26 protein-coding genes are annotated in these 21,547 nt (G+C 61.7%); 13 read left to right on the top strand and 13 right to left on the bottom strand.

What is annotated here, in order from left to right; translation table 11 throughout:
* Positions 1-14: 14 nt before the first annotated feature.
* On the bottom strand, positions 15-782 hold the full coding sequence (gene ppk2, locus GJB56_RS05095) for a polyphosphate kinase 2 (RefSeq protein ID WP_442792724.1): 768 nt from the start codon (positions 780-782) through the stop codon (positions 15-17).
* Positions 783-1,001: 219 nt separating this feature from the next.
* Between ppk2 and GJB56_RS31595 the strand changes: the two genes are divergently transcribed.
* Together GJB56_RS31595 and GJB56_RS05105 are read left to right on the top strand one after the other, a co-directional pair.
* The gene (locus GJB56_RS31595) at positions 1,002-1,253 is read left to right on the top strand and encodes a three-helix bundle dimerization domain-containing protein (RefSeq protein WP_019748020.1); all 252 of its coding nucleotides are present in this window, start codon (positions 1,002-1,004) and stop codon (positions 1,251-1,253) included.
* A gap of 131 nt (positions 1,254-1,384) precedes the next feature.
* Positions 1,385-1,762 (top strand): SHOCT domain-containing protein, encoded by a 378-nt coding sequence (locus GJB56_RS05105; RefSeq protein ID WP_020969370.1) that lies wholly within the window; start codon positions 1,385-1,387, stop codon positions 1,760-1,762.
* On the opposite strand, the gene GJB56_RS05110 is transcribed toward GJB56_RS05105, so the two are convergent.
* Positions 1,740-3,185, bottom strand: a complete 1,446-nt coding sequence (locus GJB56_RS05110) for an ABC transporter ATP-binding protein (RefSeq protein WP_113682947.1) — start codon at positions 3,183-3,185, stop codon at positions 1,740-1,742. The two genes, GJB56_RS05105 and GJB56_RS05110, sit on opposite strands and share 23 nt — an antisense overlap.
* 78 nt (positions 3,186-3,263) lie before the next feature.
* On the bottom strand, positions 3,264-3,662 hold the full coding sequence (locus tag GJB56_RS05115) for a DUF7144 family membrane protein (RefSeq protein ID WP_019748023.1): 399 nt from the start codon (positions 3,660-3,662) through the stop codon (positions 3,264-3,266).
* Between the two features lie 162 nt (positions 3,663-3,824).
* Here GJB56_RS05115 and GJB56_RS05120 point away from each other — a divergent pair, with 162 nt between their 5' ends.
* A complete protein-coding gene (locus GJB56_RS05120; protein ID WP_021333024.1) occupies positions 3,825-4,418 on the top strand; it encodes a GNAT family N-acetyltransferase in 594 nt (197 codons plus the stop codon).
* Between the two features lie 17 nt (positions 4,419-4,435).
* Here the strand turns inward: GJB56_RS05120 and GJB56_RS05125 are convergent, their stop codons facing one another.
* The 4 genes from GJB56_RS05125 to GJB56_RS05140 all read right to left on the bottom strand — a co-directional run bounded on the left by GJB56_RS05125 (position 4,436) and on the right by GJB56_RS05140 (position 7,201).
* Positions 4,436-5,512: an ABC transporter substrate-binding protein gene (locus tag GJB56_RS05125; protein WP_020907401.1), complete on the bottom strand. Its 1,077-nt coding sequence runs from the start codon at positions 5,510-5,512 to the stop codon at positions 4,436-4,438.
* Positions 5,513-5,654: 142 nt separating this feature from the next.
* Positions 5,655-6,473 (bottom strand): helix-turn-helix transcriptional regulator, encoded by an 819-nt coding sequence (locus GJB56_RS05130; protein ID WP_020907402.1) that lies wholly within the window; start codon positions 6,471-6,473, stop codon positions 5,655-5,657.
* A gap of 54 nt (positions 6,474-6,527) precedes the next feature.
* Entirely contained in the window at positions 6,528-6,854 is a 327-nt protein-coding gene (locus GJB56_RS05135) for a DMT family transporter (protein ID WP_019748027.1), read from the bottom strand.
* Entirely contained in the window at positions 6,851-7,201 is a 351-nt protein-coding gene (locus GJB56_RS05140) for a DMT family transporter (RefSeq protein ID WP_019748028.1), read from the bottom strand. The genes GJB56_RS05135 and GJB56_RS05140 overlap by 4 nt, the downstream gene beginning before the upstream one ends.
* Before the next feature lie 53 nt (positions 7,202-7,254).
* Between GJB56_RS05140 and GJB56_RS05145 the strand changes: the two genes are divergently transcribed.
* The 5 genes from GJB56_RS05145 to GJB56_RS05165 all read left to right on the top strand — a co-directional run bounded on the left by GJB56_RS05145 (position 7,255) and on the right by GJB56_RS05165 (position 11,945).
* A complete protein-coding gene (locus GJB56_RS05145) occupies positions 7,255-7,974 on the top strand; it encodes a transglutaminase domain-containing protein (RefSeq protein ID WP_042951657.1) in 720 nt (239 codons plus the stop codon).
* A gap of 29 nt (positions 7,975-8,003) precedes the next feature.
* Entirely contained in the window at positions 8,004-8,861 is an 858-nt protein-coding gene (map, locus tag GJB56_RS05150) for a type I methionyl aminopeptidase (protein WP_007734970.1), read from the top strand.
* A gap of 8 nt (positions 8,862-8,869) precedes the next feature.
* A complete protein-coding gene (locus GJB56_RS05155) occupies positions 8,870-10,381 on the top strand; it encodes a cobyric acid synthase (protein WP_113682946.1) in 1,512 nt (503 codons plus the stop codon).
* An 84-nt stretch (positions 10,382-10,465) separates the two neighbouring features.
* Positions 10,466-11,035 (top strand): RNA polymerase sigma factor, encoded by a 570-nt coding sequence (locus GJB56_RS05160; protein ID WP_020969378.1) that lies wholly within the window; start codon positions 10,466-10,468, stop codon positions 11,033-11,035.
* 76 nt (positions 11,036-11,111) lie between these two features.
* The gene (locus GJB56_RS05165; protein ID WP_019748033.1) at positions 11,112-11,945 is read left to right on the top strand and encodes a GAF and ANTAR domain-containing protein; all 834 of its coding nucleotides are present in this window, start codon (positions 11,112-11,114) and stop codon (positions 11,943-11,945) included.
* Here the strand turns inward: GJB56_RS05165 and GJB56_RS05170 are convergent.
* A complete protein-coding gene (locus GJB56_RS05170; RefSeq protein WP_113682945.1) occupies positions 11,942-12,367 on the bottom strand; it encodes a DUF6069 family protein in 426 nt (141 codons plus the stop codon). The genes GJB56_RS05165 and GJB56_RS05170 overlap by 4 nt on opposite strands.
* Before the next feature lie 88 nt (positions 12,368-12,455).
* Complete coding sequence (locus tag GJB56_RS05175; protein ID WP_230091136.1) at positions 12,456-13,325, bottom strand: PhzF family phenazine biosynthesis protein; 870 nt, start codon at positions 13,323-13,325, stop codon at positions 12,456-12,458.
* Between the two features lie 121 nt (positions 13,326-13,446).
* Here GJB56_RS05175 and GJB56_RS05180 point away from each other — a divergent pair, with 121 nt between their 5' ends.
* The 3 genes from GJB56_RS05180 to GJB56_RS05190 are packed head-to-tail and all read left to right on the top strand — an operon-like array spanning position 13,447 to position 15,378.
* Positions 13,447-13,908: a PPOX class F420-dependent oxidoreductase gene (locus GJB56_RS05180; RefSeq protein WP_113682944.1), complete on the top strand. Its 462-nt coding sequence runs from the start codon at positions 13,447-13,449 to the stop codon at positions 13,906-13,908.
* 49 nt (positions 13,909-13,957) lie between these two features.
* Entirely contained in the window at positions 13,958-14,575 is a 618-nt protein-coding gene (locus GJB56_RS05185) for a TetR/AcrR family transcriptional regulator (RefSeq protein ID WP_230091137.1), read from the top strand.
* The gene (locus tag GJB56_RS05190) at positions 14,572-15,378 is read left to right on the top strand and encodes an enoyl-CoA hydratase/isomerase family protein (RefSeq protein ID WP_113682942.1); all 807 of its coding nucleotides are present in this window, start codon (positions 14,572-14,574) and stop codon (positions 15,376-15,378) included. Before GJB56_RS05185 ends, GJB56_RS05190 begins: the two co-directional genes overlap by 4 nt.
* A 34-nt stretch (positions 15,379-15,412) precedes the next feature.
* On the opposite strand, the gene GJB56_RS05195 is transcribed toward GJB56_RS05190, so the two are convergent.
* Together GJB56_RS05195 and GJB56_RS05200 are read right to left on the bottom strand one after the other, a co-directional pair.
* Positions 15,413-16,444 (bottom strand): phosphotransferase family protein, encoded by a 1,032-nt coding sequence (locus tag GJB56_RS05195; RefSeq protein ID WP_047271349.1) that lies wholly within the window; start codon positions 16,442-16,444, stop codon positions 15,413-15,415.
* Complete coding sequence (locus GJB56_RS05200; RefSeq protein WP_113682941.1) at positions 16,437-17,582, bottom strand: hypothetical protein; 1,146 nt, start codon at positions 17,580-17,582, stop codon at positions 16,437-16,439. Before GJB56_RS05200 ends, GJB56_RS05195 begins: the two co-directional genes overlap by 8 nt.
* A gap of 102 nt (positions 17,583-17,684) precedes the next feature.
* Between GJB56_RS05200 and GJB56_RS05205 the strand changes: the two genes are divergently transcribed.
* Positions 17,685-18,314, top strand: coding sequence for a TetR/AcrR family transcriptional regulator (locus GJB56_RS05205; RefSeq protein WP_230091138.1), 630 nt, complete (start codon positions 17,685-17,687; stop codon positions 18,312-18,314).
* 165 nt (positions 18,315-18,479) lie between these two features.
* Positions 18,480-19,025 (top strand): alpha/beta fold hydrolase, encoded by a 546-nt coding sequence (locus GJB56_RS05210; RefSeq protein ID WP_003942671.1) that lies wholly within the window; start codon positions 18,480-18,482, stop codon positions 19,023-19,025.
* A 77-nt stretch (positions 19,026-19,102) separates the two neighbouring features.
* On the opposite strand, the gene mtr is transcribed toward GJB56_RS05210, so the two are convergent.
* Positions 19,103-20,479, bottom strand: a complete 1,377-nt coding sequence (gene mtr, locus GJB56_RS05215; protein WP_113682939.1) for a mycothione reductase — start codon at positions 20,477-20,479, stop codon at positions 19,103-19,105.
* Entirely contained in the window at positions 20,476-21,525 is a 1,050-nt protein-coding gene (locus tag GJB56_RS05220) for an alpha/beta hydrolase (RefSeq protein ID WP_113682938.1), read from the bottom strand. Before GJB56_RS05220 ends, mtr begins: the two co-directional genes overlap by 4 nt.
* Positions 21,526-21,547: the final 22 nt, after the last annotated feature.

Raw genomic sequence — 21,547 nt, forward strand, 5'->3', positions numbered from 1 at the left:
TTCCTTGGCGATCGTCAATACCGGGTCGGAATCCAGTGAAGCGGTTGTTTGGGCGTCTGGTAGCCGTGGGCCTTCTGCCGTTTCGGCAGGGTGATGTCAGTGGATTGCACGGGCTCGTAGGGGATCTGACTCAAAATGTGACTGATGATGTTGAGTCGTCCGCGTTTCTTGTCGTCGTTGTTCGCGACATACCAGGGCGCCCAGCCGGTGTCGGTGAAGCGAAACATCTCGTCGCGAGCACGCGAGTAGTCGTACCAATGACTGAACGACTTCAGATCGAGATTCGACAGCTTCCAGATCTTTCGAGGATCGTCGATCCGGCTTTGCAGACGTAAGAGCTGCTGTTCTTCGCTGACCTCGAGCCAGTACTTGAGCAGGATGACTCCCGATTCCACGATCGCGCGCTCGACGGTCGGAATGAGCTGGAGAAATTGATGAGCCTGTTCTTCGGTGCAAAAGCCCATCACTCGTTCGACTCCGGCACGGTTGTACCAACTTCGGTCGAAGATGACGATCTCGCCCGCCGCCGGGAGATGTGGGACGTAGCGCTGGACATACATCTGCGAATGCTCTCGCTCGGTCGGCGCCGGTAGAGCAACCACCCGGAACACTCGTGGACTCACGCGTTCGGTGATGGCTTTGATTACTCCGCCCTTCCCCGCGGTATCTCGGCCTTCGAACACGATGCAGACCTTGGCGCCAGACGATTTGACCCACTCCTGCAAAGCCACGAGCTCACCGTGCATCGGCTTGAGTTCGTGGCGGTATGCCTTGTTCTTCATCGGTTTTTCTGCGACGAGTGCCGCGTCGTCGTGAAGAATCCGAGCGTTCTTTCCCACTTCCACTCCTTGGAGACGTGAGCGCGCGGGGCATCGTCCGCTCGTATGTGTATGCCCCGTATTCGGTCAACCTATTCTCTCCGGGATCGCGACTCGAATCGTGTTGTTTTCGAGCCCGTTTCGAGTCTTGACGGTGTCAGCGATCGGCGCGAGTATTAATTGATGACTGGCGACGAAGAGTTGCTCCACGTCGAGCGGGTGATCACTCGCCTGATTTCCCGGTATCCGAATGTTCCTCCACCGGAGATCGAAAACAGAGTGCGAACAATTCACCAACGTTTTGCGGGGTGTCGGATACGTGATTTCGTGCCTCTCCTTGTCGAAAAGGCGGCCAGACACGAGATCTCGAACCGGATGATCGTGATTCCGATAATGGATGAACGGTCCGCAGTGCTGAACCCTCTCGAACTGTAGCCGGAACGGACGTCGTCGGCGCATACTGAAATGACCTTGGACCAGGGAGTTTTGGCCGACTGCAGATTTCAGGCGCGGAATGTCAGCCTCCCGAACTCCTTATGTGTAAACCGAGTACAGGGAGCGTTGACATGGAAGGTTTCTGGGAATTCTTCTGGTTCATCTTCGTCTGCTTTGCCTTTGTGGCGTATTTGAGCGTGTTGTTCTCGATCATCACCGACTTGTTCCGTGATCACGAGACTTCGGGTTGGGCCAAGGCGTTGTGGATGATTTTCCTCTTCGTCATTCCATTCTTGTCCGCGATGATCTACGTGGTTGTCAAGAATGACGGAATGACTCGGCGGTCGATGGAGGCCGCTCAACAGCACATACACGCGCAGAGTGACTACATTCGAACCGTCGCCGGCAGGTCTCCGACTCAGCAGATCGCCGACGCCAGAGAGCTTCTCGACTCCGGCGCGATCAACGAAGAGGAATTCCAGGCAATCAAGGCAAAGGCGCTGGCGTAGTTTTTGTATCTTCTGCCCCAGGCCTGGCGTCGTCGGTTCCGGCGTCGTCAGGCCGGGCGTCCTGCGCGGCGGCGCGTGCGGGACGAACCAGCACTTCGAGAGCTACGAGTGCAACCAGCGCAATGACGACGATCCAACCCACGACCAAACCGGTGGGGTAGCGCCAGAAGAGCAGCAACAGTGCGGCGATGCCGATGATGGCGCAGCGCAGCGGAACACGAAGCTGATTGGCCCACCGCTCCACCTGATTCGGCGTACGGCCGCTTGAAGAATGCCGGACGAAGTCCAATGCCTGCCCGTAGCCTCGTCGAACGGCGATCGCCGACGACGACCCACCGACCAGGTAGGCCCCGAGCCCTATCACCACGCCGAGGACCGCGACCGCTCGCAGGCTCGTGCGCAGTGGTACCAGAACTGTGTCGATGACGGCAGTCGCGGCGTCTGGCGAGAGGATATCGGTGGGCACACTGTCGAGGTAGATTGCGCGTCCGATGAGAATTCCGATCGCGAGAACCAGCATTCCCAACGCAATCGACAAGCCGACCAGGGACAGTGCGCGGAGCCTGCGACCGGTTGGCGCAACGGCGACAGCGGCTGCCGCGCAAGCGATTCCCAACCACGGCAGCACCGCTGAGACCTTGTCGAGTGCCGAGACGGCTCGCTGAGCCTTCACCAGCTCGGGGGACTGGAAGAGAACAAATTCCTTGTCCACGGAGGGGATTTTGTCTGCGAAGGCGAAGCCGCGGTCGATCAAAGCTGTTTTGACCCTGTCGATGATCGTACTGAGCGAAATGCTGACGGTTCCGCTCTGATCGACTTCGACGGAATTGGGGCCGTAATCTCCGGTCATGACCGAGACCAGTGCGTTGTGCGCCGATCGGTTCGCTTGAATCCACAAGTCCTCGAACTGTTGTGACCGAACGAGCGAGCCCACCGTGTCGTGAACAAAGCTCTTTGCCTGGCCGGCGATCACCGGTGCCAACCCCACTACGGCTTGATCCAGACGCGGCGCGTTGGCCGCAAGATTCGACACGTCGGTCAGTGCGGTGAGTGCGTCGGTGGTGAGCCCCTCGACGTCGACACGATCGAAGATCTCGTCAGTGATCTGATTCGTGATCTCGGCCTGAACGGCGGGATTCTCGCCCAGTGGCGCGACCGTACTGACGTAGCGGTCCGTGTCGAGTATCTGACTACGGGTGAAGCGGGTGGTCACGGACAAGACGGCAAGGAGCGCGACCAACACCAGCAGTATCGCCACGGCAGTCCACCGCAGTCCGTGTCGAGGTGGCCGGGAGACTTGCTCGACGGTCGTTTCGCGGGCGCTGGGAGTCTGCTCGCGAAGCGTTGCAACCTCTTGCCGCAACCTGGATAGTTCGGCACGTTCGTCCTCCTGGAGTGGGCCGTCGTTCGTGCCGTTTGCCATCATGTTCCTCTCCGGAGGGAAACTGCTGCCGCACAGATGAAAACGCTGAATTCGATGGGTGGATCCGGAGTCGAGACCTCAGATCACGTCGGGATTCCATGTCGCGACAGCCCAGATGACGAATACGTCGAGCGCGATGATGGTGATCGACCACCACGGAGAGTGGGGTAGCCACAGGAAATTCGCGAGGATCGACAGCGAACAGAAGATTATCGCGCCTACCCGTGCCCACGTCGCGCCGGTGAAGAGCATGATTCCGACAGCGGTGACGAGCACGCCGAGTACGAGGTGAATCCATCCCCAGGAGGTGAGGTCGAATTGGTACGCGTATTCAGGGCCGACGACGGTCACATCGTCTTTGGATATCGCCGAGATGCCTTGGAGAATTTCGAGCACGCCGACGGTGACGAGAAGAACGGCTCCGCCCAGCGCGCTTCCTTTTGCCACACCTTGCTTGACCAGTGATTCCTCGGCCATGACCGCCCCTTGGTATCAAGTGCGAAATTGCCTGGCGTAACTCCGTATTGCGACTATTTACGGTGGTGAAGTATCCCGCCACGGGGCAAATCAAACATTGAGCGCTGGATATCCTCGCGATATTCGCTCGCCCACGAATCCGAGAGGATCTACCGTGACGGCATGGATGTGGAGGACGCAGGCATGACGCCGACGACTGCGCCGGTAACAATTCGGACGGATCGACTGGTGCTTCGTACCTACCGTCCCGGCGATCATCAGGACCTTCTCACCTTCTACGGGCGTAGCGACGTGTGCCGGTATTTGTTCAACGAACCCTGGAGCCCGGACGATGCGCGAGAGGCAGTGCAGACCAGAATGTCTCGCCGCGACCTGGCAGCGGGCGCGGTGGCTCTTGTTGTCGGATACGAGGGCCGGGTTGTCGGAAGCGTGAGTGCATGGCTAGTCGACGAATCAGGGGACGCTGTCGACACCGAGCGCACCGCCGAAGTCGGGTGGGCATTCTCGCCCGACTTCGGCGGCCGAGGATTCGCGACGGAAGCTGTGACCGCTCTGATCGACCTGGTCTTCGCGACACCCCGATTGCGCCGCGTGGTCGCGCAGATGGATGCGAGAAACGAATCCTCGGCGCGACTCGCGCGGCGAATCGGGTTGCGGCGAGAGGCGCATTTTCGGCAGAACGCGTGGATCAAGAACGAGTGGACCGACACTGTGGTTTTTGCAACGCTGCGCAGTGAGTGGCCTACAAGTCTCTGATCAGGAGGGCCGAGCTGCTACTTCGCAACCAGTTCGGTCAACTGGGGGACCAGCTCGTCAGTTGCCCATGGAACGCTCAAAACGCTGACGTACATGGTGGCGGCTGTCAGGCGATTGTCGGTGATCCACAAGTCCTTCCCGTTGGCGATAACCGGCCACCGTGCGAACAGGGTGTTGGCCAACGTGCTGTCGACTTCCGACTGATCGCTTGCCCATCCGAGATATACGTCGGTGTTTATCGTGTCGAGCTTTTCCATGCTGATGCCGAACAGGAACGAGTCGCCTGCAAAGTTCTTGGCACCGTTGACCACGTCGGGAGCAACTGTGAGCCCGAGGTTTTCGACGAACTTCACGCGCGGATCGTCCGGGCCGTAGATGGCGGTCTCGGTTTCGCCTTCGCGGATGTAGGACCCGAAGGCGAACGTGACTCCATTGAATTCAGGATGGCTGGTCTTCGACTCTTCCACCGTCTTTTCGACGGACTTGATCAAATCCGCGGTCTGGGCCGGGCGCCCCAAGGCCTTGCCGACATCGGTGGCGAGGTTTTGCCACGAACTCGGCTGGTACGGCTTGGTGTCGTAGGGGAGTGTCGGGGCGATCGAGCTCAGGCGCTGATAGTCCTGCTCGGAGAAACCGGAGTACGGGGCCAGAATCAGGTCGGGTGCGGCATTGAGGATTTGCTCGAACAGAAGCTCACCGCTGTCGGAGTAGTACGGCGCCGGTGTGGGCAGCGGCTGGCCCGACTTCTCGAGTTCCGCGCGCGTCCACGGGAGGAAGCCGTCGGCGTCGCCGGCCCACGAGTCCTTCTGCATTGCAATCGGAGTGACGCCAAGGGCGATGACAGTGTCGGCCGCTGCGGAATCGAGGGTGAGGATCCTGGTCGGTTCCTTGTCGATGGTGGTGCCGCCGAATGCGTGCTCGATCGTGACGGGGTATGCGCCGTCCTCGACAGCAGATGCCGACGAACTATTTTCCTGGGCGTCCGATGACGACTGCGTGCAGGCGGTCAGAGGCAGTGCGGCCGCCACCATCAGCGCAACGACAATTCGCCTCTTCCGTTGGGGACGAATTCTCTGACGGGCAGATCTGAACACGCGAAACTCCTCGGGATTGATCGGGGAAGTGCTTGCACGACTCAGTGCGGTACGCACATGAGAGCAGGCTTACCTAAGTGAATGTAGGGCGCGTGCGTGTAGCGAAGGGGCCAGCAGATGTCGACAACAGGTCAGGCTCGAGTCAGTTGACAGCGGCGAGCGCATTGCCAGGGGTGTAGCCGACCGTCTTACGAAAAGCAGCGATGAACGAGCTCGACGTCCCGTAGCCGACTCGACGGCTGACGGCGTTCACACTCATCCCGGTCCCGAGCATGCCCAGTGCTGTGCTCATGCGAACCAGAGTGCGCCATTGCGCAAAACTGAGCGCAAGTTCCGCGGCAAAAATCCGGGTGACCGTGCGTCGGCTGAGGTTGAGAACGTGCGCCCACTGGTCGAGTGACCGATCGTCGGCGGGATCCGACAACACTTTGTCGACGAGTTGTCGAAGCCGGGGATCGCGGGGGATCGGTACGTCGAAGTGAGGTGCCGATGCCGGGGTGAGGAGATCGACACAGACCTGCTGTGCCCGAAGGCGTTGTTCTGCAGGCATTCCGGTATGGGCGAGGTGTATCAGCAGTACCCGGGCTGCCTCACTCAAGGTCACGATGCACGGTTCGTTCCAGGTGGGAGTCCACAACTCGGGGGTGAAGAGAGTGGCGCGGAATGCGACGTGGGGATTGGCCTGACCTTCGTGGAGGACCCCGCGAGGGATCCACAGGCCGACGCCGGGCGTGACGGTCCAGAGTTGATTGTCGATGATCATGTTGACGACGCCGCGGTCGGACCAGATGAGTTCGTGCTCGGCATGAGCGTGCTGTGGCCACTGGGTGATGTGGTCGGTCTCGACGATGTACGTCGTCAGTTGGAACGGCGCCGGGACGGCGCGCGCCATCGGAGTGTGGCGGTCGGAATCCGACAGGTGGAGGCCACCGTCGATTTCACGAAGGGCAGGGATCGGCACTGCGGACTACCTCCAAAGCAAAGTTAGGTAAACCTTACACCCTGTTTGCTGGGTTCAGTGGCCCGCACCGAGTTCGATGAGAAGCACGCCTGCCGCGATAAGGCCGATCCCCACGATCATGAGCTTGGTCAGCGGTTCGCGAAAGAGAATGCGGGATGCGATTGCTGTCAGCGCCACCCCGCAAGCAGTCCAGATGCCGTACGCAACGCCGATCGTCAGGCCCGCGTCGAGTGCGAGCGTGAGGAAAGCGAAAGCGGCGAGGTACCCCACGGTGACAACCGCGAGCCATCGTTTGTCGCTGCCGTCCTGCGACGCCATCCGTAGTGACAACGTCGCGGTGACCTCGGAAATAATTGCAGCGATCAGAAATACGAAAGTCATGCCGGGTCCGCCGGCCCGCTGTCGGCAGCAACCTGGGAACCGAGTTCAACGCAGAGGACTCCGCCGATGACCAGGGCAATGCCGACGCCCATCGTGGCTGTCAGGGGGTCGCCGAAAAGGAAAGTCGCGAACACCGCGGTCAGGACAACTCCGGTTGCGCCCCAGATTCCGTATGCAACACCGAGTCCCATGCCCTCCCGCAGGACGAACGACAACGCGGTGAATGCTGCGAGATATCCGCCGACGACCACGACGTACCAGGCGGGGTGATCGAGGGCCGCGCGCAGAGACAGAGTCGCAGACACCTCGGTCAGGATCGCGGTGATCAACAGGAGCCATTTCTTCACGGTTCGGATTCTGTCAGGCTCCACCGATTCCGGTCGCGCACTACGGTTGAGACATGACGTGCGTGCTGCTCGGCGGAATCCGCCAAGGTGACATCCGCCACGATGTGTCCGGTGGCGATATAACCGCGACGCCGATTCTCGACTGGGGCCACGATGACGTGGCTCGCCTCTACGAGGACATTGCAGAAGGTGCGATCCAGTCGGCGCAGGAGTTCCTGGTGTCGGCGCATCGCAGCGTCGCTGCAAATATTCGGCCGGTGTACGGCCTCGACGACCGGCAACCCGTCTCGGTGACATTGAGCCGAGGACGCGGATCATGCAGTCAGAGACTGGCTATCGTCGAAGCGTTGTCTCGCCGCCGAGGTATCGCCACCCGAGTTCGCGGTCTCGTACTTCGTGGGGAGTTCTGGTACCCGAGATTTCGGCGTCTACATGCGGTGATTCCGAAGTCAGTGCTGCTGGCGTGGCCGGAATTTCTGGTCGACGGGCGCTGGCAGGACATCTCCGAGATCGTTTCACCTGCGGTGGTCTCAGCGCTCGAACCGTTCACGAACACCGGCGAGGAGACACTGTTCGACGCGATCGGACGCGCTCCGATCAGTTGGGGCAAATCAATTTCGTGCGATTGCTTGGACTTCTCCGAATTCGTCGACCGTGATCTGGGCACCTTCGAATCTCGCGACAAGCTCTTCGAGGAATTCGGACAGACGATGTCGACCCCCATCAGAATTCTCGTCGATCCGGTTTTCCGGAACTGGAGTGCATCCGGCTGACGCGCGACGCGAGGTCTAGGCTGTTCTGCATGTCTGTGCGTACCCCATTGGTCCCTGGAACCGTCTCTCCCGTCCTCGCTGTGCCCTCGAAGATCGAGCGGCCCGAGTACGCATGGAAGCCGACCGCCAAAGAGGGCAACGAGCCCTGGGTTCAGACGCCGGAGACGATCGAGGCGATGCGCATCGCCAGCAAGATCGCTGCCGGCGCGCTGCAGGAAGCCGGCAAGGCTGTCGCTCCCGGTGTCACGACCGACGAGCTCGACCGCATCGCACACGAGTTCATGCTCGACCACGGCGCATACCCGTCGACGTTGGGCTACAAGAGCTTTCCCAAGTCGTGCTGCACGTCTCTCAACGAGGTGATCTGCCACGGAATCCCCGACTCGACCGTGATCCAGGACGGAGACATAGTCAATATCGACGTCACCGCGTACATCAACGGAGTGCACGGGGACACCAATGCGACGTTCCTCGCCGGTGACGTGTCCGAAGAGAACCGCTTGCTCGTCGAGCGCACACACGAGGCAACGATGCGGGCCATCAAAGCCGTCAAGCCCGGCCGCGCGCTCAACGTGATCGGACGCGTCATCGAGTCCTACGCCCATCGGTTCGGGTACGGCGTCGTCCGGGACTTCACCGGACACGGAATCGGCGAGACCTTCCACAACGGCCTCGTGATCCTGCACTACGACGAGCCCGCAGTCGAGACGATCATCGAACCGGGCATGGTCTTCACGATCGAACCGATGATCAACCTCGGTGGTATCGACTACGAGATCTGGGAGGACGGCTGGACCGTCGTCACCAAGGACCGTAAGTGGACGGCGCAGTTCGAGCACACCTTGGTGGTCACCGAGACCGGTGCAGAGATTCTCACCCTGCCTTGAGTTCGGCGATGCGCGGCGCTCTGCTGGTAGCCGGCACTACTTCCGACGCAGGCAAGAGCGTTCTGGTAGCCGGATTGTGTCGCATGTTGGCGCGTCGAGGCGTCCGAGTGGCGCCGTTCAAGGCGCAGAACATGTCGAACAACTCCGTGGTCACGCTGGACGGCGGAGAGATCGGCCGTGCGCAGGCACTTCAGGCGCGGGCATGCGGTCTGGAGCCGAGTGTTCGATTCAATCCCGTGCTGCTCAAGCCGGGGAGTGATCGCACTTCGCAACTGGTCGTTCGGGGCAAGGCGATGACCACGGTGGGTGCTCGCGATTACATGCAGCATCGGCAGTGGCTTCGCGCCGTCGTGGCCGAAGATCTCGAATCGCTTCGATCCGAGTTCGACGTCGTGATCTGTGAAGGCGCCGGTTCACCGGCCGAAATCAACTTGCGCGCAACGGATCTTGCCAACATGGGATTGGCTGAGGCTGCGCAGATTCCGGTCGTCGTCGTCGGTGACATCGATCGCGGCGGCGTCCTGGCCCATCTGTTCGGGACCGTTGCTGTGCTCTCGCCGAGCGACCAGGCATTGATCGCGGGATTTGTGATCAACAAATTCCGCGGTGACGTTGCACTGTTGGAACCCGGACTGGATCAACTGCGCAGCCTCACCGGTCGACCCACTCTCGGAGTGATCCCGTTTGCCGACGATCTTTGGCTCGACGCCGAGGATTCGCTTGGCGTCACCGGCAACGCCCCGGTAGGGCGCCCTGGCCCACCCATCGGTTCGGCCTGGCTCACCGTTGCTGCGGTTCGGCTCCCCCGCATCTCCAACTCGACGGATGTCGAGGCGCTGGCATGTGAACCGGGCGTGGCAGTTTCGTGGGTGACCGATCCGTCGCGGATCCGCGACGCAGACCTCGTGGTGATCCCCGGTAGTAAGTCCACCGTGAGTGACCTCGAGTGGTTGCGGAGTACCGGCCTGGCTGACGAGATCATCGCCCGAGCGGGCCGCGGGCAGGCGGTGCTGGGAGTCTGCGGCGGATACCAGATGCTGGGTAATTCGATCGTCGACGAGGTCGAATCAGGATCAGGGACCACCGCAGGACTCGGTCTGCTGGACCTCGACATCGAATTCGCTTCGGACAAAGTGCTGGCGCAGGTAACCGGTTCCGCCGACGGTATCTCGGTGTCGGGGTACGAGATTCATCACGGACGCGTCGTGCACAACGGGGACCGTCCATTGCTGGCGGACTCGGGCGGTGTGCCGGAAGGCAGTGTGCGAGGGTCTGTTCGAGGGACACACTGGCATGGTCTCCTGGAAAGTGACGACTTTCGGCGCAGCCTTCTGCGTGAGATCGCGGTTCCCGGTTTTGTTGCTGCACCCGACACCTCGGTTGCCGCGGTGCGAGAACAACAACTCGACCTTCTCGCTGATCTCGTCGAGCAGCACCTCGATCAGGATCTACTCGAGAAACTGATCAACGGTGGGGCGCCGATCGGGCTTCCCGTCATTGCCTCCGCACTCGAAGCCTGAGAGCGCTCCCGCGGGCGTCGACGTGGACGCGGTAGAATAGCCAGGCCTCACTCCCGCGACGGCTCCCTAGTAGGAGTGTGCGCGGTGACAGATCAATTCGACGGCTTGCTTACCGACTTCAGTGACGAGGTGCTGGTCGACTCGGCAATGCTCGGCGATCATGCGGCCTTCGACGTCATCGTTCGCCGATACGGCCCGCACTTGTATCGATTTGCCCGTCGACTCGTCACCAGTGAGAGTGACGTCGACGACATCGTCCAGGAAACCTGCGTTGCCGCCTGGCGCCAACTTCCGGGGTTTCAGCGGCGCTCGAGCATCAAGACCTGGTTGTTCGCGATCTGCTCTCGCAAGATCGCGGATGTCCATCGAAAAGTCGGCTCCTGCGCCGCCGATGTGGACGGACTTCGGGACGAAGTCGATACTCGATTGCGCGATCCGAGCGAGGAAGTATGCGGCACAGCATTTCTCGACGCCCTTGAAGCCGAACTCGATCGTCTACCGCTGCGTCAGCGCGCCGCCTGGGTCTTGCGGGAAGTGGAGGGCATGACGTATCCACAGATCGCAGTTGTCCTGGAACTGAGTCCGGACGCGGTTCGTGGCCAACACACTCGGGCGAGGCGGAATCTGGGTCTCGCGCTCGACCGATGGCGATGACGACTCGGCGGTTTGCCGGGTTCTGTCACCGAACTCACTCTCCTGACGGCCCGGGTAGCTGGAAGAATGCTTCGTCGTGGATACCGCTTTCGACCCCAGAGGCTTCGACCCGAGAACCGAGGATTCGGTGCCGTCGGTAATGCCGGACGATGCGACGGCAACGGGTGCTGACGTCGCCGTCGAGGCTGCGGAAACTCGGCTGACTGCAAGCGCGGTCCGGGAGTTGCTGGCAGCGCTCGGAGGAAGTATCGGCGACGAGGACGAACTCGTGGTTTTGCTCCAGCGCGCCGTCGAAATCGCGAACGACGCCATTGAGGGCGCCGACAGCATCGGCGTCACCATCGATCTGGCCGGGCAGACCTACACCGCCGTTCATACCGATTCGCGGACTCTGCGTGTCGACATCGAGCAGTACGACGCCGGCGACGGACCATGTCTGCACGCCGCTCGAACCGGTGAAACCGTTGTCGTCGATGCCGAGACCAGCGCGGAACGCTGGCCGCGGTTCGCGGCGGCGGCGAAGGACGAAGGGATCAAGTCCTTTCTCGCGGCGCCGCTCTTCACGCCGGATCAGCGACTGGGTTCGTTCAACCTGTACGGACGCGCCTCAGCGGCATTCGACCGGGTCGACGCGGATGTCATGGAGATTCTCACGACAACGGTCTCACGCGCGATCGGCGACTTCTCTCGTTTCAAGTCCGCCAAGGCGGTGGCTGATGCCTTGCAACGTGCGCTCGAGACCCGGGCGCCGATCGAACAGGCCAAAGGCATGCTGATGGCCATCCATCGGATCGACGCCGACACCGCATTTCACATGCTGCGCAAGCAGTCTCAGACGACGAATACCCGGTTGCGCGACGTGGCAGCCGAGATCGTCGAGACGTATTCGGCGCCGCCTACCGCTGTCTAGTTCGAGGGGGACCGACGTACAGCCTCGAGCGCGACGACGACGCCCGCGGCGACAACCACGTGCATCAGCGCGAGCATGACCGTGCTGGCGGCGTCGAAGTCCGCGGCAATGGTCAAAGCGATGGTGCCGAGCGCCACGACTGCACCCACGATCTGGGCGATGCGGATGATCGGCTCCCACTTCAGTGTGATCAACATTGCGACCGACAAACCGACCAGCAGTGGCACCACCGTCAATGTGATGACCCCACCAGGCGCGACGCTCGCCGGCTTTCCCTGATCTGTCATCTCGAAGGATCCGCCCAATGCGAGGCCGATCAACCACAGGATCAGATTGACGACGAGAGCAATTATCGTGGCGCCGAGTACGGCACGTGGCTTGGTGACGTGGAGGTTGTGTGCGGTTGACGTGATTGCAGACATGGTGTTCTCCCGGCTCGATGCGATGGTCTTGTGACGTCGCTCTGGTGAATAGACCCGCCGGCGGGCAGAAACTCATCGCTGAGGTTGACTATTGCCCGTCGACGACGGGCACTGCGGTGCCGGTGACCGAGATACCGCCGTCGACTGGGATGTCGACCTCGAGCACACTGGGACGCCCGACGTGTCGGCCCTGGTGGATGGTGATCCGCCGCGGAGTGGCCGCGGGTTCGAGTTTGCGCAGGTAACCGCCGGTCGACGCCGCTGCGGACCCGGTTGCGGGATCCTCGACGATGTTTCCCACCGGAAACAGATTTCGGGCTTCGAAGGTGTTGTCGTCGAGGGGGTGCAGGATTGTCACAGTGCCGGCCCACCCCTGCGCGTCCATCAGAATTCGCATTGCGGATGGATCGAAGGTGAACTCGTCGAATGTCGACTGATCACGAAGTACGACGATCGGGTGAGTGTTGCCGGCGTACGAAAGCATTGCGGGATACCGCGCGTCGAGCGCAGACGAATCGACGCCGATGAGCCCGAGCAGCGCTGTCAGCACGGCGTGATCGATCGGCGAGACCGACGGTTCGACGCTGGTGAAGGTCGCGGTCGACCTTCCGTCCTCGTCGGTCGCCGTGTCGATGGATACCGGTCCGATCGGTGTTTCGAATGTGAAGGTTCCGTCGCCGTCTCGCTCGGTGAGAGCGATGGCCGTCGCAATAGTGGCATGACCGCAGAACGGTACTTCGGCGATAGGGGAGAAGTACCGGATCCGGCTGTGGCGCGGGTTGCCTCCGAGTTCCGGTTCGATGAGGAACGCCGTCTCGGCATACCCGACTTCGGCTGCAACGGATTGTAATTCGGGGTCGTCGAGCCCGCGGGCGTCGAGCAGCACGCCGGCGGGATTACCGCCGGCCGGATCCGAACTGAACGCAGTCAGTCGGAGGATGTCGTGAGAAGTTGCCATGTCGACCATCTTTGTCCGCTGTCGTCCATCGGGGGAAGAGACATCGCGCGATTGCGGTCCGCGATCTTCGAACTGGACTGCCTCCGGAACAAACCGGCCGCATGGCGTCGTTGGTGCAGATATGAGCAATGACACAGACACCGCCGAAGCGTTGTTCGCACTCGTGGCCCAGGGAAAACAAGGCGTGCTGGCAACCGTCAAGCGTGACGGCCGCCCACAGTTGTCCAACATCATTTACCGCTGGGACGGCGAGTCGAAGACGGCTTCAGTGTCCATCACAGCCGATCGCGCCAAGAGTAAAAATGCGATCCGCGATCCGCGGGTTTCCCTTCACGTCAGCGCGCCCGACTTCTGGAGCTACGCCGTGATCGAAGGACTTGCCATGGTGACACCCGTCGCGGCCGATCCTCACGACGAAGTGTCTGACGCACTGGTCGAGCTGTACCGGGACATCAGCGGTCAGGATCATCCCGATTGGGAGGAGTACCGCGAAGCGATGGTTGCGGAGCGTCGACAGATCCTCACGGTGCGCGCTGATCACGTCTACGGAATGACGAGGCTCCCCAAGCCGTCCGGTACCTGAACTGCGTTCGTTCAGGTAGGGAGATAACGTTACGAGTTAATATGTAATGGTGAAAACCGAGTCTCCCGCCCGTATCGGACGACCACGCGACCCAGGCAAGGACGAGGCTGTGCTGCTTGCAGCTCGCACACTGCTGGCCGAAGTCGGGTACCAGCAGACGACCATTTCGGCGATTGCCAGGACTGCCGGTGTCAATACGCCGGCCATCTACCGTCGCTGGCCGTCACGGGAAGCCCTGATCGAAGAAGCAGTGCATGGACCAGGCGGACATCCGTTGCCTCGGTCGACCGGTGATTTGCGGGTGGATCTGACGACGTGGGTGCACATCTTCCTGGTTCGCGCTGCCCGACCCGCGGCGCGGGCCGGAGTTCCTGGCCTGCTTGCTGATTCGCGGACGGTGGAGGCGCGACAACGTCTGTTGGCTATCGGTGCACCGGTTCGTGCAGCGTTTCAGGATCTGCTGGACGACGCGGTGAGGCGTGGTGAGATCCCGGCAGGTGCGGATGCGATGTTCTTGTTCGACCTGCTGGCCGGGACGACGACAATGCAGGGGTTGACCCGTGGGCTCGAGGGTCAGGACGGCTTTGTAGATGCCCTCGCACGATCTCTGTACGTCCTGGCTGCGCATCCGGCCGATGCCGTCGGGACGGAAGCGGTGGGGCAATGATCTCGGTTTCGGTGGACGGCGGCGTTGCCGTCGTGACCCTCGACAGGCCTGACAAACGGAATGCCTTCAACAAGCACATGGGTCGAGACTTGGGGCAGGCGTACCGAAAGCTCGACGAAGACGATTCCGTTCGCGTGATCGTGCTGACCGGTGCGCCACCAGCATTCTGCGCGGGTGCAGATCTGGGCGACGGCGCCGGCACCTTCGATTCACCTGACGGCGAGCAGTTTTCGTCATCACCGGTGGATCCGCCGGCGTTCGAGTTGCGAAAGCCGGTCATCGCAGCGGTGAACGGACATGCGATCGGAATCGGCCTCACCATCGCGATGCAGGCCGATATCAGAATCTTTGCAGCTGACGCCAAGTATGCAATTCCGCAGGTTCGCCTCGGTGTGTTGCCGGATGCGATGGCGCATTGGACGGTTCCGCGCGTCGCCGGAATGGCTGTGGCTGCCGACATCCTTTTGACTGGAAGGACGTTCGACGGAGCCGAGGCAATCGCGCTCGGGTTGGGTAGCCGTTGCCTGCCCGCTGACGAAGTGCTTTCGGCGGCGTTGGTGATCGCCCGAGACATTGCGACGAACACTGCACCGATGTCGGTGGCACTCTCGAAGCGACTGCTCTGGCAGAGCCAGAGCAGCAGCTGTCGACCAGAGACGGTGGCGGCCATCGAAACGGACCTGCATCTACGCGTCATGGGGAAGCCGGACGCGGTGGAAGGTGTTCGTGCATTCATGGAACGGCGCACGCCTGTGTGGGTTTCGCGCTTGTCCGCCGAGTGGCAGGAAATCCCGTCGGAATGATTCGGGAGCCTTGCGGAAAATCACACGCGGACGACTACGCGTCTAGCAGCAACTGTTCGAGACGATGTTTGCAGAACGCGGTGATATCCGTATGTTCGCCGAGTTGGAGATGCGTGGACAGGCGCAGGAGCGGAACAGCGAGCAGAACTGCAGCGAGTACCTCGTTGAACAAAAGGTTCTCGACCCTCCAGCCGGTCAGTTCCTCGTAGCGGGCAATGGTCTCTTCTCGGCTGGGAGTGCCTGGCAAAGGTGTGTGCCCCTCGAATTCGCTACACGCCCAATCGAGAAACAACAGCCAGGCGAGGTCGGCCTCGTGATCGCCGAGGTAGGCCATCTCCCAATCGAGAACCCCGGCGATCGACTGGTCCGGGCCGTAGAGGATGTTCGACATCCGGGCATCGCCCCAGCACAGTGTCACATGTTCGGGTTGGTAGATGTTCTCCCTCAGCCAGGCCAGTGCTTTGTCGAATATCGGCGGTAGGTCCGGCGATGCCCAACGAACGGCCCAGTCGAGGTAGTTCACCGCCTGTTCGACCGGATGGGTGCCGAACTTGGGGTAGGAGAGGAATCCGAGCTCGAGCTTGTCCAGGTCCAAGCGATGAATCTGCGCAATCGTCTCGACGCATCCCCACCACATCTTCGCTCGGCCTGCCTCATCGGCTTCGAAGTAGGTTCCGGCACTGTGATACGACGGAAAGTCGCTGGGCGCCTCGGCATTACCGATGCGGTCCATGACGTAATAGGGGCTGCCGAGTGGGTTGTCGCCGCTGTCGATCCACCGAACGTGGGGGACTGCGAGGTCGGACTTCGCGAGCCTTTGTGTCACGAGGAACTGGCGGCGGAGATCGTAATCGGGGAACAGCGAAACCTCCGGTGGACGCCGGAAAACAAAACCACTCGACTCGCCAGTGGCGCCATCGAGGTCGAACAGGTATGTCTCCGTCGAGAATCCGCGTTCGGTGCGCTTGAAATTGACGATCTTGGCGCCTCGAGTACCCGGAATATGCTCCCGGACAAGTGGTTCAAGGGCGGGTGCGATGTCTTCTGCGGCTGTTCGGTCAGTCATTGTTCGTACCTGTCCGGGTGTTGCTCCAATCGGTGTACCCGTAGCGGGGATTCACGCCCATGAAGACCATTTCCACGAGCCCGTATCCGACTTTGTCTCCCATGCGGACCTCGCACAGTGTCTCGCTGAGCATGCTCACCTGCCGGATTTCATCGAGGTTCGTGATGTCGACGGTGAAGCTGTCGCTGAAGTCCTTGCCGCGGTACATGCCGGAGGCGTACCCCCGGTACTCGTCGTAACCGGCCAGTCCGGGCCAGAAATCGCACACTGGATTCACCTCGATCACGTCGGTGGTCCGGTCCGCTCGGTGCACGGTGAAAGTGCCGGATTCGACCACCCGCATGTCGTCACGGAATTTCAGATCGTGCTCGACGTCGATGATCGGTAGCGCGTCCTTGCCGGAACCGATCGGGAAGAGCACCTCGCCCTCGAACTGCCAGCGCGCGCCGGTACTGGTTTCGCGCTGCGCGAAATGCACTACCTCGTCGTCGAATTGGAATATCCCCATGTAATAGAGGACTCCGTCCGGAATCTCGGACGGCTGCAGGTTCGCGCCCTCGGACAGACTGCCGCCGCCACCGCCGTGTCGTACGCCCCACGAGTGATCGCGGCCGAACCACCAGTTGTCCGGATCGATGTCGATGCGGGTGCCGTCGATTTCGATCCAACCCGTGATGGTGCCGTTCTGGTAGAAGCGTCGGGCGTCTTCGCGAACGCGGCCGCGCGTGCGATGGAACGCTGCCGTCTGCTCGTACACCGGGAAGTCGCCGTGGAAGTCGAGTTGCAGGCTCAATCCGTGTTCGTTTGCGTCGACCGTGGAACGTACCTGGCGGAGTGGTTCGACGACTTCATAGGTGTACGGCCCCACACTCCACGCTGCCAGTCCTCCGGTCTGAGGGTTCAACTCGGTGGACAGGCGCACCACGCGGGCTTCCTCACCCCTGCGCGTCACCATCGCGTAGGCGTCGAGGACGTTGCGGTTCGGGTATTTGGCCAGTCCCGTCATGATGCTGATCTCGCCCGTTTTGTCGAAGCCGTACATCACGATGCGTTCGGTCCAGCGCAGGTCACTTTGGGAGACGTGGTCGAGTGTCGTCGAGAGTTGATGAATGAGTAGTTCGTCGTGCGGTGTGATCACAGTCGGTCCTTCTGTCGACGAAGTGGGGTATCCACAATCTATTACGGAGCGCTACGCAACGTAATGGTTTTCGGCGAAACAGGTCGGGTACTGTCCGCAGTTGTGGACGAACGCAGAGATCGACGTATCGGCACCGTCGGAGTGGGGCGCCCTCGAGATCCGCAGGTGGACGACGCCATTCTCACCGCCGCCCGCGAGTTGCTGGCGGAGCAGGGTTACCAGAAGGCCACGATCACAGCCATCGCGCGACGGGCTCAACTGGGCACTGCCGCAATTTATCGGCGCTGGGCGACCAAGGAATCCATCATCGAGGATGCGGTCTTCGGAATGCAGGATGCTGCGCTACCGGTGACCACGTCGAATTTGCGTGACGACATGCAGGCCTGGACGAGATGGTTCCTCGCGAGAGTTGCCGAACCGGCAACGCGCGCAGCGATTCCCGGCCTGCTGTCGGCCTACCATCAGGAAGACGGCGCCTACGAACAACTGGTTCGGAGATCGGAAGACCCGGCCCGGCTCGCACTCGCCGAGCGAGTGCGTGTCGAATTTCCCGAGCGGTCCGACGCGGAAATCGTGTCGACCGCCGATGTGGCCTTCGACATTCTCGTTGCAACCACCATCGTGCGGGGCCTCACGAGTGGCCTCGCCGACGGTGACGCGTTCTGCGCGCGCACTGCGGACGCACTGGTTCTGCTGGTTACGTCGACGGGAACCGAGATCAGCCGGCAATGAGGGGCTGACCGAGGCGCTTCCTCCGATCAGGCGCTCGGTGCTTCGCCCACCCCCCACCTCGAGCGAACAAATCGGACTCGCCGGCGGTGGTGAGAATGTATGAGTGGTCATACTTCTGTCGACTCCAGGGTCCTCCACAGTGTGGATCGCGTACCGTTTCCAGACATGGAATTGACTCGAGTAGCGGTGGGCAGTGGTTCGTGCACCGTTCGGATCGACGGGCCGGTCAGCAAGCATGCGGTACTCCTGCTCCCCGGCAAGGGCGACCCCGTCGACTTGTACGACGATGTGTGTGAGCGACTGCACCATTCGGATCTGCGGACCGTCGCGGTGGAATCGATCGAGAATCTCGACGAGACCTCGGCAGTGGTACTTCTGGACGAGTTGAACATCGCCTGGGTGAATCTGGTCGGTCACCGGGAGGGCGCCGATCTCGCGTGGCTGTTGGCTGCACGTCAGTTCGGCCGCTTCGCGAGTTTGATCGCCGTGGACCGTGGACATCCGTCGGCCAGCGATATTGCCGGCGTACCGCCGGTCGAGGTTCCGACCACCGTAGTCGTGGGCAGTGGAGGTCGGGCCATCGCCGACGCCAGCGGTCGTTTCGTGTACTCCGACTTCCGCGTGACGGAACTTCCGGGTGTCGACGACGTCGTCAAGTCGGCACCGGCCGAACTCGCAACCGAGATCGTGCTGCGTACCAGCCCCTGGTGAAACTCTGACCTACGAAAAGGCGGGCACTCCCACTGTGCGGAGTGCCCGCCTTTTCGGCGTCATTAGGGCTGCGGGGCTCAGATGTCGAGGCCGAGCAGCGCGTTCTCGACCACTTCGGCCAGGGCCGGGTGGATCCAGTACTGGCCACGCGCCATGTCCTGAGCTGACAAACCGAAGCTCATCGCCTGGATGAGGGGCTGGATGACGGTCGGAGCCTGAGTGCCCATGACGTGGGCACCGAGGATGCGTCCGGTGCCGCGCTCGGCGATCACCTTGCAGATGCCCTCCTGATCCTCCATCGCCCAGCCGTACGCGACGTCGCCGTATGCCTGCACCTTGACGGTGATGTCGAGTCCGGCGTCGCGAGCCTGCTTCTCCGTCATTCCGACGTCGGCGATCTGCGGGTCGGTGAACACGGCTGCCGGCACGAAGCGGTGATCGGTGCTGCGAAGCTCGGACGTGTCCTTCCAAGCGTCCTGAAGCAGGTTGTGCTGAACAACGCGCGCTTCATGGTTGGCGACGTGCTTGAGCTGGTACGGCGACGAGACGTCACCGAGTGCGAAGACGCCCTCGGCGGTGGTGCGTTGGTATTCGTCGACCACGATCGAGCCCTTGTCGTCGAGTTCGACGCCGGCCTTGTCGAGACCGAGTAGATCGCCGTTGGGCTGGCGGCCCACTGCTACGAGAAGGACGTCACCGGAAACGACTGTGCCGTTTGCCAGTTCGACGGCAATTTTGTCGCCGTCGCCGCGTACCGACGTGAGGGGGGAGCCCAGATGGACGTCCCACTTCTGTTCGGCCAACTCGGTGAAACGCTCGGAGATCTCGTCGTCGAGGTGCCGCAGCAGTCTCTGGCTGCGACCGATGATCGAGACACGAGAACCCAACGCGGAGAACACGTGTGCGAACTCGGTGGCGATGAATCCGGAGCCGACGATCACCAGGTGCTCGGGAAGTTCGGGCAGTCGCATGATGTCTTCGTTGGTGTAGTACGTCACACCGCTCGACGCGATCTCTTCCGGGATGATCGGACGCGAACCGGCAGCGATGACCACCTGGTCGGCGGTGATCGTCTCGCCGGTTCCGGTGTCGATCGTCTTGTCGCCGGTGAACGTGGCGTGGCCGCGGTAGACGGTGGTGTTGGGACTGTCTTCGCTGCGGTACCGCTCACCACCTGCGGAAATGGGATCGATGCGGCCGAAGACGCGCTTGACGATGTCGGACCAACGGACGCCGTCGAGCGTGGCGTCGACGCCGTACTTCTCGGCAGTGGTGATGGTGCGTGCCACCTCGGCGGCGTAGACGAACATCTTGGTCGGGATACACCCGACATTGAGACACGTTCCGCCGAAGGTGCCCTCTTCGAGGATTGCGATCTTCTTGCCGTCGAACCGCTCGTCGGGCAGCGAGTTTCCGGATCCGCTGCCGATGATTGCAAGGTCGTAGTGCGTCACTGCGCGATCTCCTGTGTGTTGCTTGCTGTGCTTGCCGAACTTTCTGCGGCCGGAGTGAGGTGGCCGTCGAGCCACTCCAGCCACAGGTCGAGTTCGGAAAAGGCTGTGGCCAAGGGCTTCTCGGTCGAAAGAAACACGTCGTGACGGGCGCCGTCGATCGGGACGATGGTGGTGCGATCGCCGAGGCAACCCGCCCAGCGTGCGATCTGCTTGACGTCGAGAACGGAATCGGCGAGGTCGACGCTCGGGTTGTACGCCTTGGTGAACTGCGACTTCTTCGAGCGCAGAATCAGCGCAGGCACTCCGATGTCGAGGCCGCGGTGAAGTTTCGCGTGACCCGCTCGGACGGCCCGCATCCAGCCGAAGGTGACGGGGCAGCCGGCCAGCGGCTTCCAGTCGAGGTTGTAGTCCCACACTCCGTTTGCCGAAACATGAAGGCTGGAACCGTAAGTCGGTAGTCCGGTTCCCGGGATCACCGTCTTCGCCGATACCCGACCGAGGGCGTCGATCGCGGAGGTTCCCACGTTACGAACCACCGAGGGGCCCTGAAGATCGAACCAGGGGCTGTTGAGCACCAGCCCGCAGATTCCGGCGCCGTCGCTGCCACCGGGCTTGCGCTGCAAACGGTTCAGCCACAGCGGAACGATCAGACCTCCGGTCGAGTGCGCCATGAGCAGCACCTCGCTCCCGTCGGTCTCGCTGCGGACGATGCGCAGCGCCTCGTTCAGTTCGGCGTCGTAGAGCGCAAGGTCGGAGACGTAGTGCGCCGTGTGTCCCGGCTTGAGGGATCGCCCGCACTTGCGCAGGTCGAGTGCGAAGAATGCGTAGCCCTGCTCGGCAAAATGCTCGGCCAGGTGCTTCTGGAAGAAGTAATCGGTGAATCCGTGCACGTACAAGACGGCACGACGTGTCTTCACCGCCTCCTTCCGCGGTTGGTAGCGGACCAGTGTTGCGTCCACCTCGCCTTCGCCGTCCGGATCCGTTCCGAGCGGGATCGTCAGCTGCTGATATCCGTCACCGAGGACGTCTGGAACCCAAGTAGTCACAAATCACAATCTAATCGTCGTT

It is taken from the genome of Rhodococcus sp. AQ5-07 (assembly GCF_009707305.1).
GTDB lineage: Bacteria > Actinomycetota > Actinomycetes > Mycobacteriales > Mycobacteriaceae > Rhodococcus_F > Rhodococcus_F erythropolis.

Excerpts from the sequence above, each read along its gene's own strand:
- ppk2 (WP_442792724.1), bottom strand. The coding sequence starts at position 782 with ATGAAGAACAAGGCATACCGCCACGAACTCAAGCCGATGCACGGTGAG.
- GJB56_RS05170 (WP_113682945.1), bottom strand. The coding sequence starts at position 12,367 with ATGTCTGCAATCACGTCAACCGCACACAACCTCCACGTCACCAAGCCA.
- GJB56_RS31595 (WP_019748020.1), top strand. The coding sequence starts at position 1,002 with ATGACTGGCGACGAAGAGTTGCTCCACGTCGAGCGGGTGATCACTCGC.
- GJB56_RS05155 (WP_113682946.1), top strand. The coding sequence starts at position 8,870 with ATGCGCGGCGCTCTGCTGGTAGCCGGCACTACTTCCGACGCAGGCAAG.
- GJB56_RS05145 (WP_042951657.1), top strand. The coding sequence starts at position 7,255 with ATGACGTGCGTGCTGCTCGGCGGAATCCGCCAAGGTGACATCCGCCAC.
- GJB56_RS05120 (WP_021333024.1), top strand. The coding sequence starts at position 3,825 with ATGGATGTGGAGGACGCAGGCATGACGCCGACGACTGCGCCGGTAACA.
- GJB56_RS05210 (WP_003942671.1), top strand. The coding sequence starts at position 18,480 with ATGGAATTGACTCGAGTAGCGGTGGGCAGTGGTTCGTGCACCGTTCGG.
- GJB56_RS05135 (WP_019748027.1), bottom strand. The coding sequence starts at position 6,854 with ATGACTTTCGTATTTCTGATCGCTGCAATTATTTCCGAGGTCACCGCG.
- GJB56_RS05110 (WP_113682947.1), bottom strand. The coding sequence starts at position 3,185 with ATGGCAAACGGCACGAACGACGGCCCACTCCAGGAGGACGAACGTGCC.
- GJB56_RS05115 (WP_019748023.1), bottom strand. The coding sequence starts at position 3,662 with ATGGCCGAGGAATCACTGGTCAAGCAAGGTGTGGCAAAAGGAAGCGCG.
- map (WP_007734970.1), top strand. The coding sequence starts at position 8,004 with ATGTCTGTGCGTACCCCATTGGTCCCTGGAACCGTCTCTCCCGTCCTC.
- GJB56_RS05190 (WP_113682942.1), top strand. The coding sequence starts at position 14,572 with ATGATCTCGGTTTCGGTGGACGGCGGCGTTGCCGTCGTGACCCTCGAC.
- GJB56_RS05180 (WP_113682944.1), top strand. The coding sequence starts at position 13,447 with ATGAGCAATGACACAGACACCGCCGAAGCGTTGTTCGCACTCGTGGCC.
- GJB56_RS05195 (WP_047271349.1), bottom strand. The coding sequence starts at position 16,444 with ATGACTGACCGAACAGCCGCAGAAGACATCGCACCCGCCCTTGAACCA.
- GJB56_RS05105 (WP_020969370.1), top strand. The coding sequence starts at position 1,385 with ATGGAAGGTTTCTGGGAATTCTTCTGGTTCATCTTCGTCTGCTTTGCC.
- GJB56_RS05175 (WP_230091136.1), bottom strand. The coding sequence starts at position 13,325 with ATGGCAACTTCTCACGACATCCTCCGACTGACTGCGTTCAGTTCGGAT.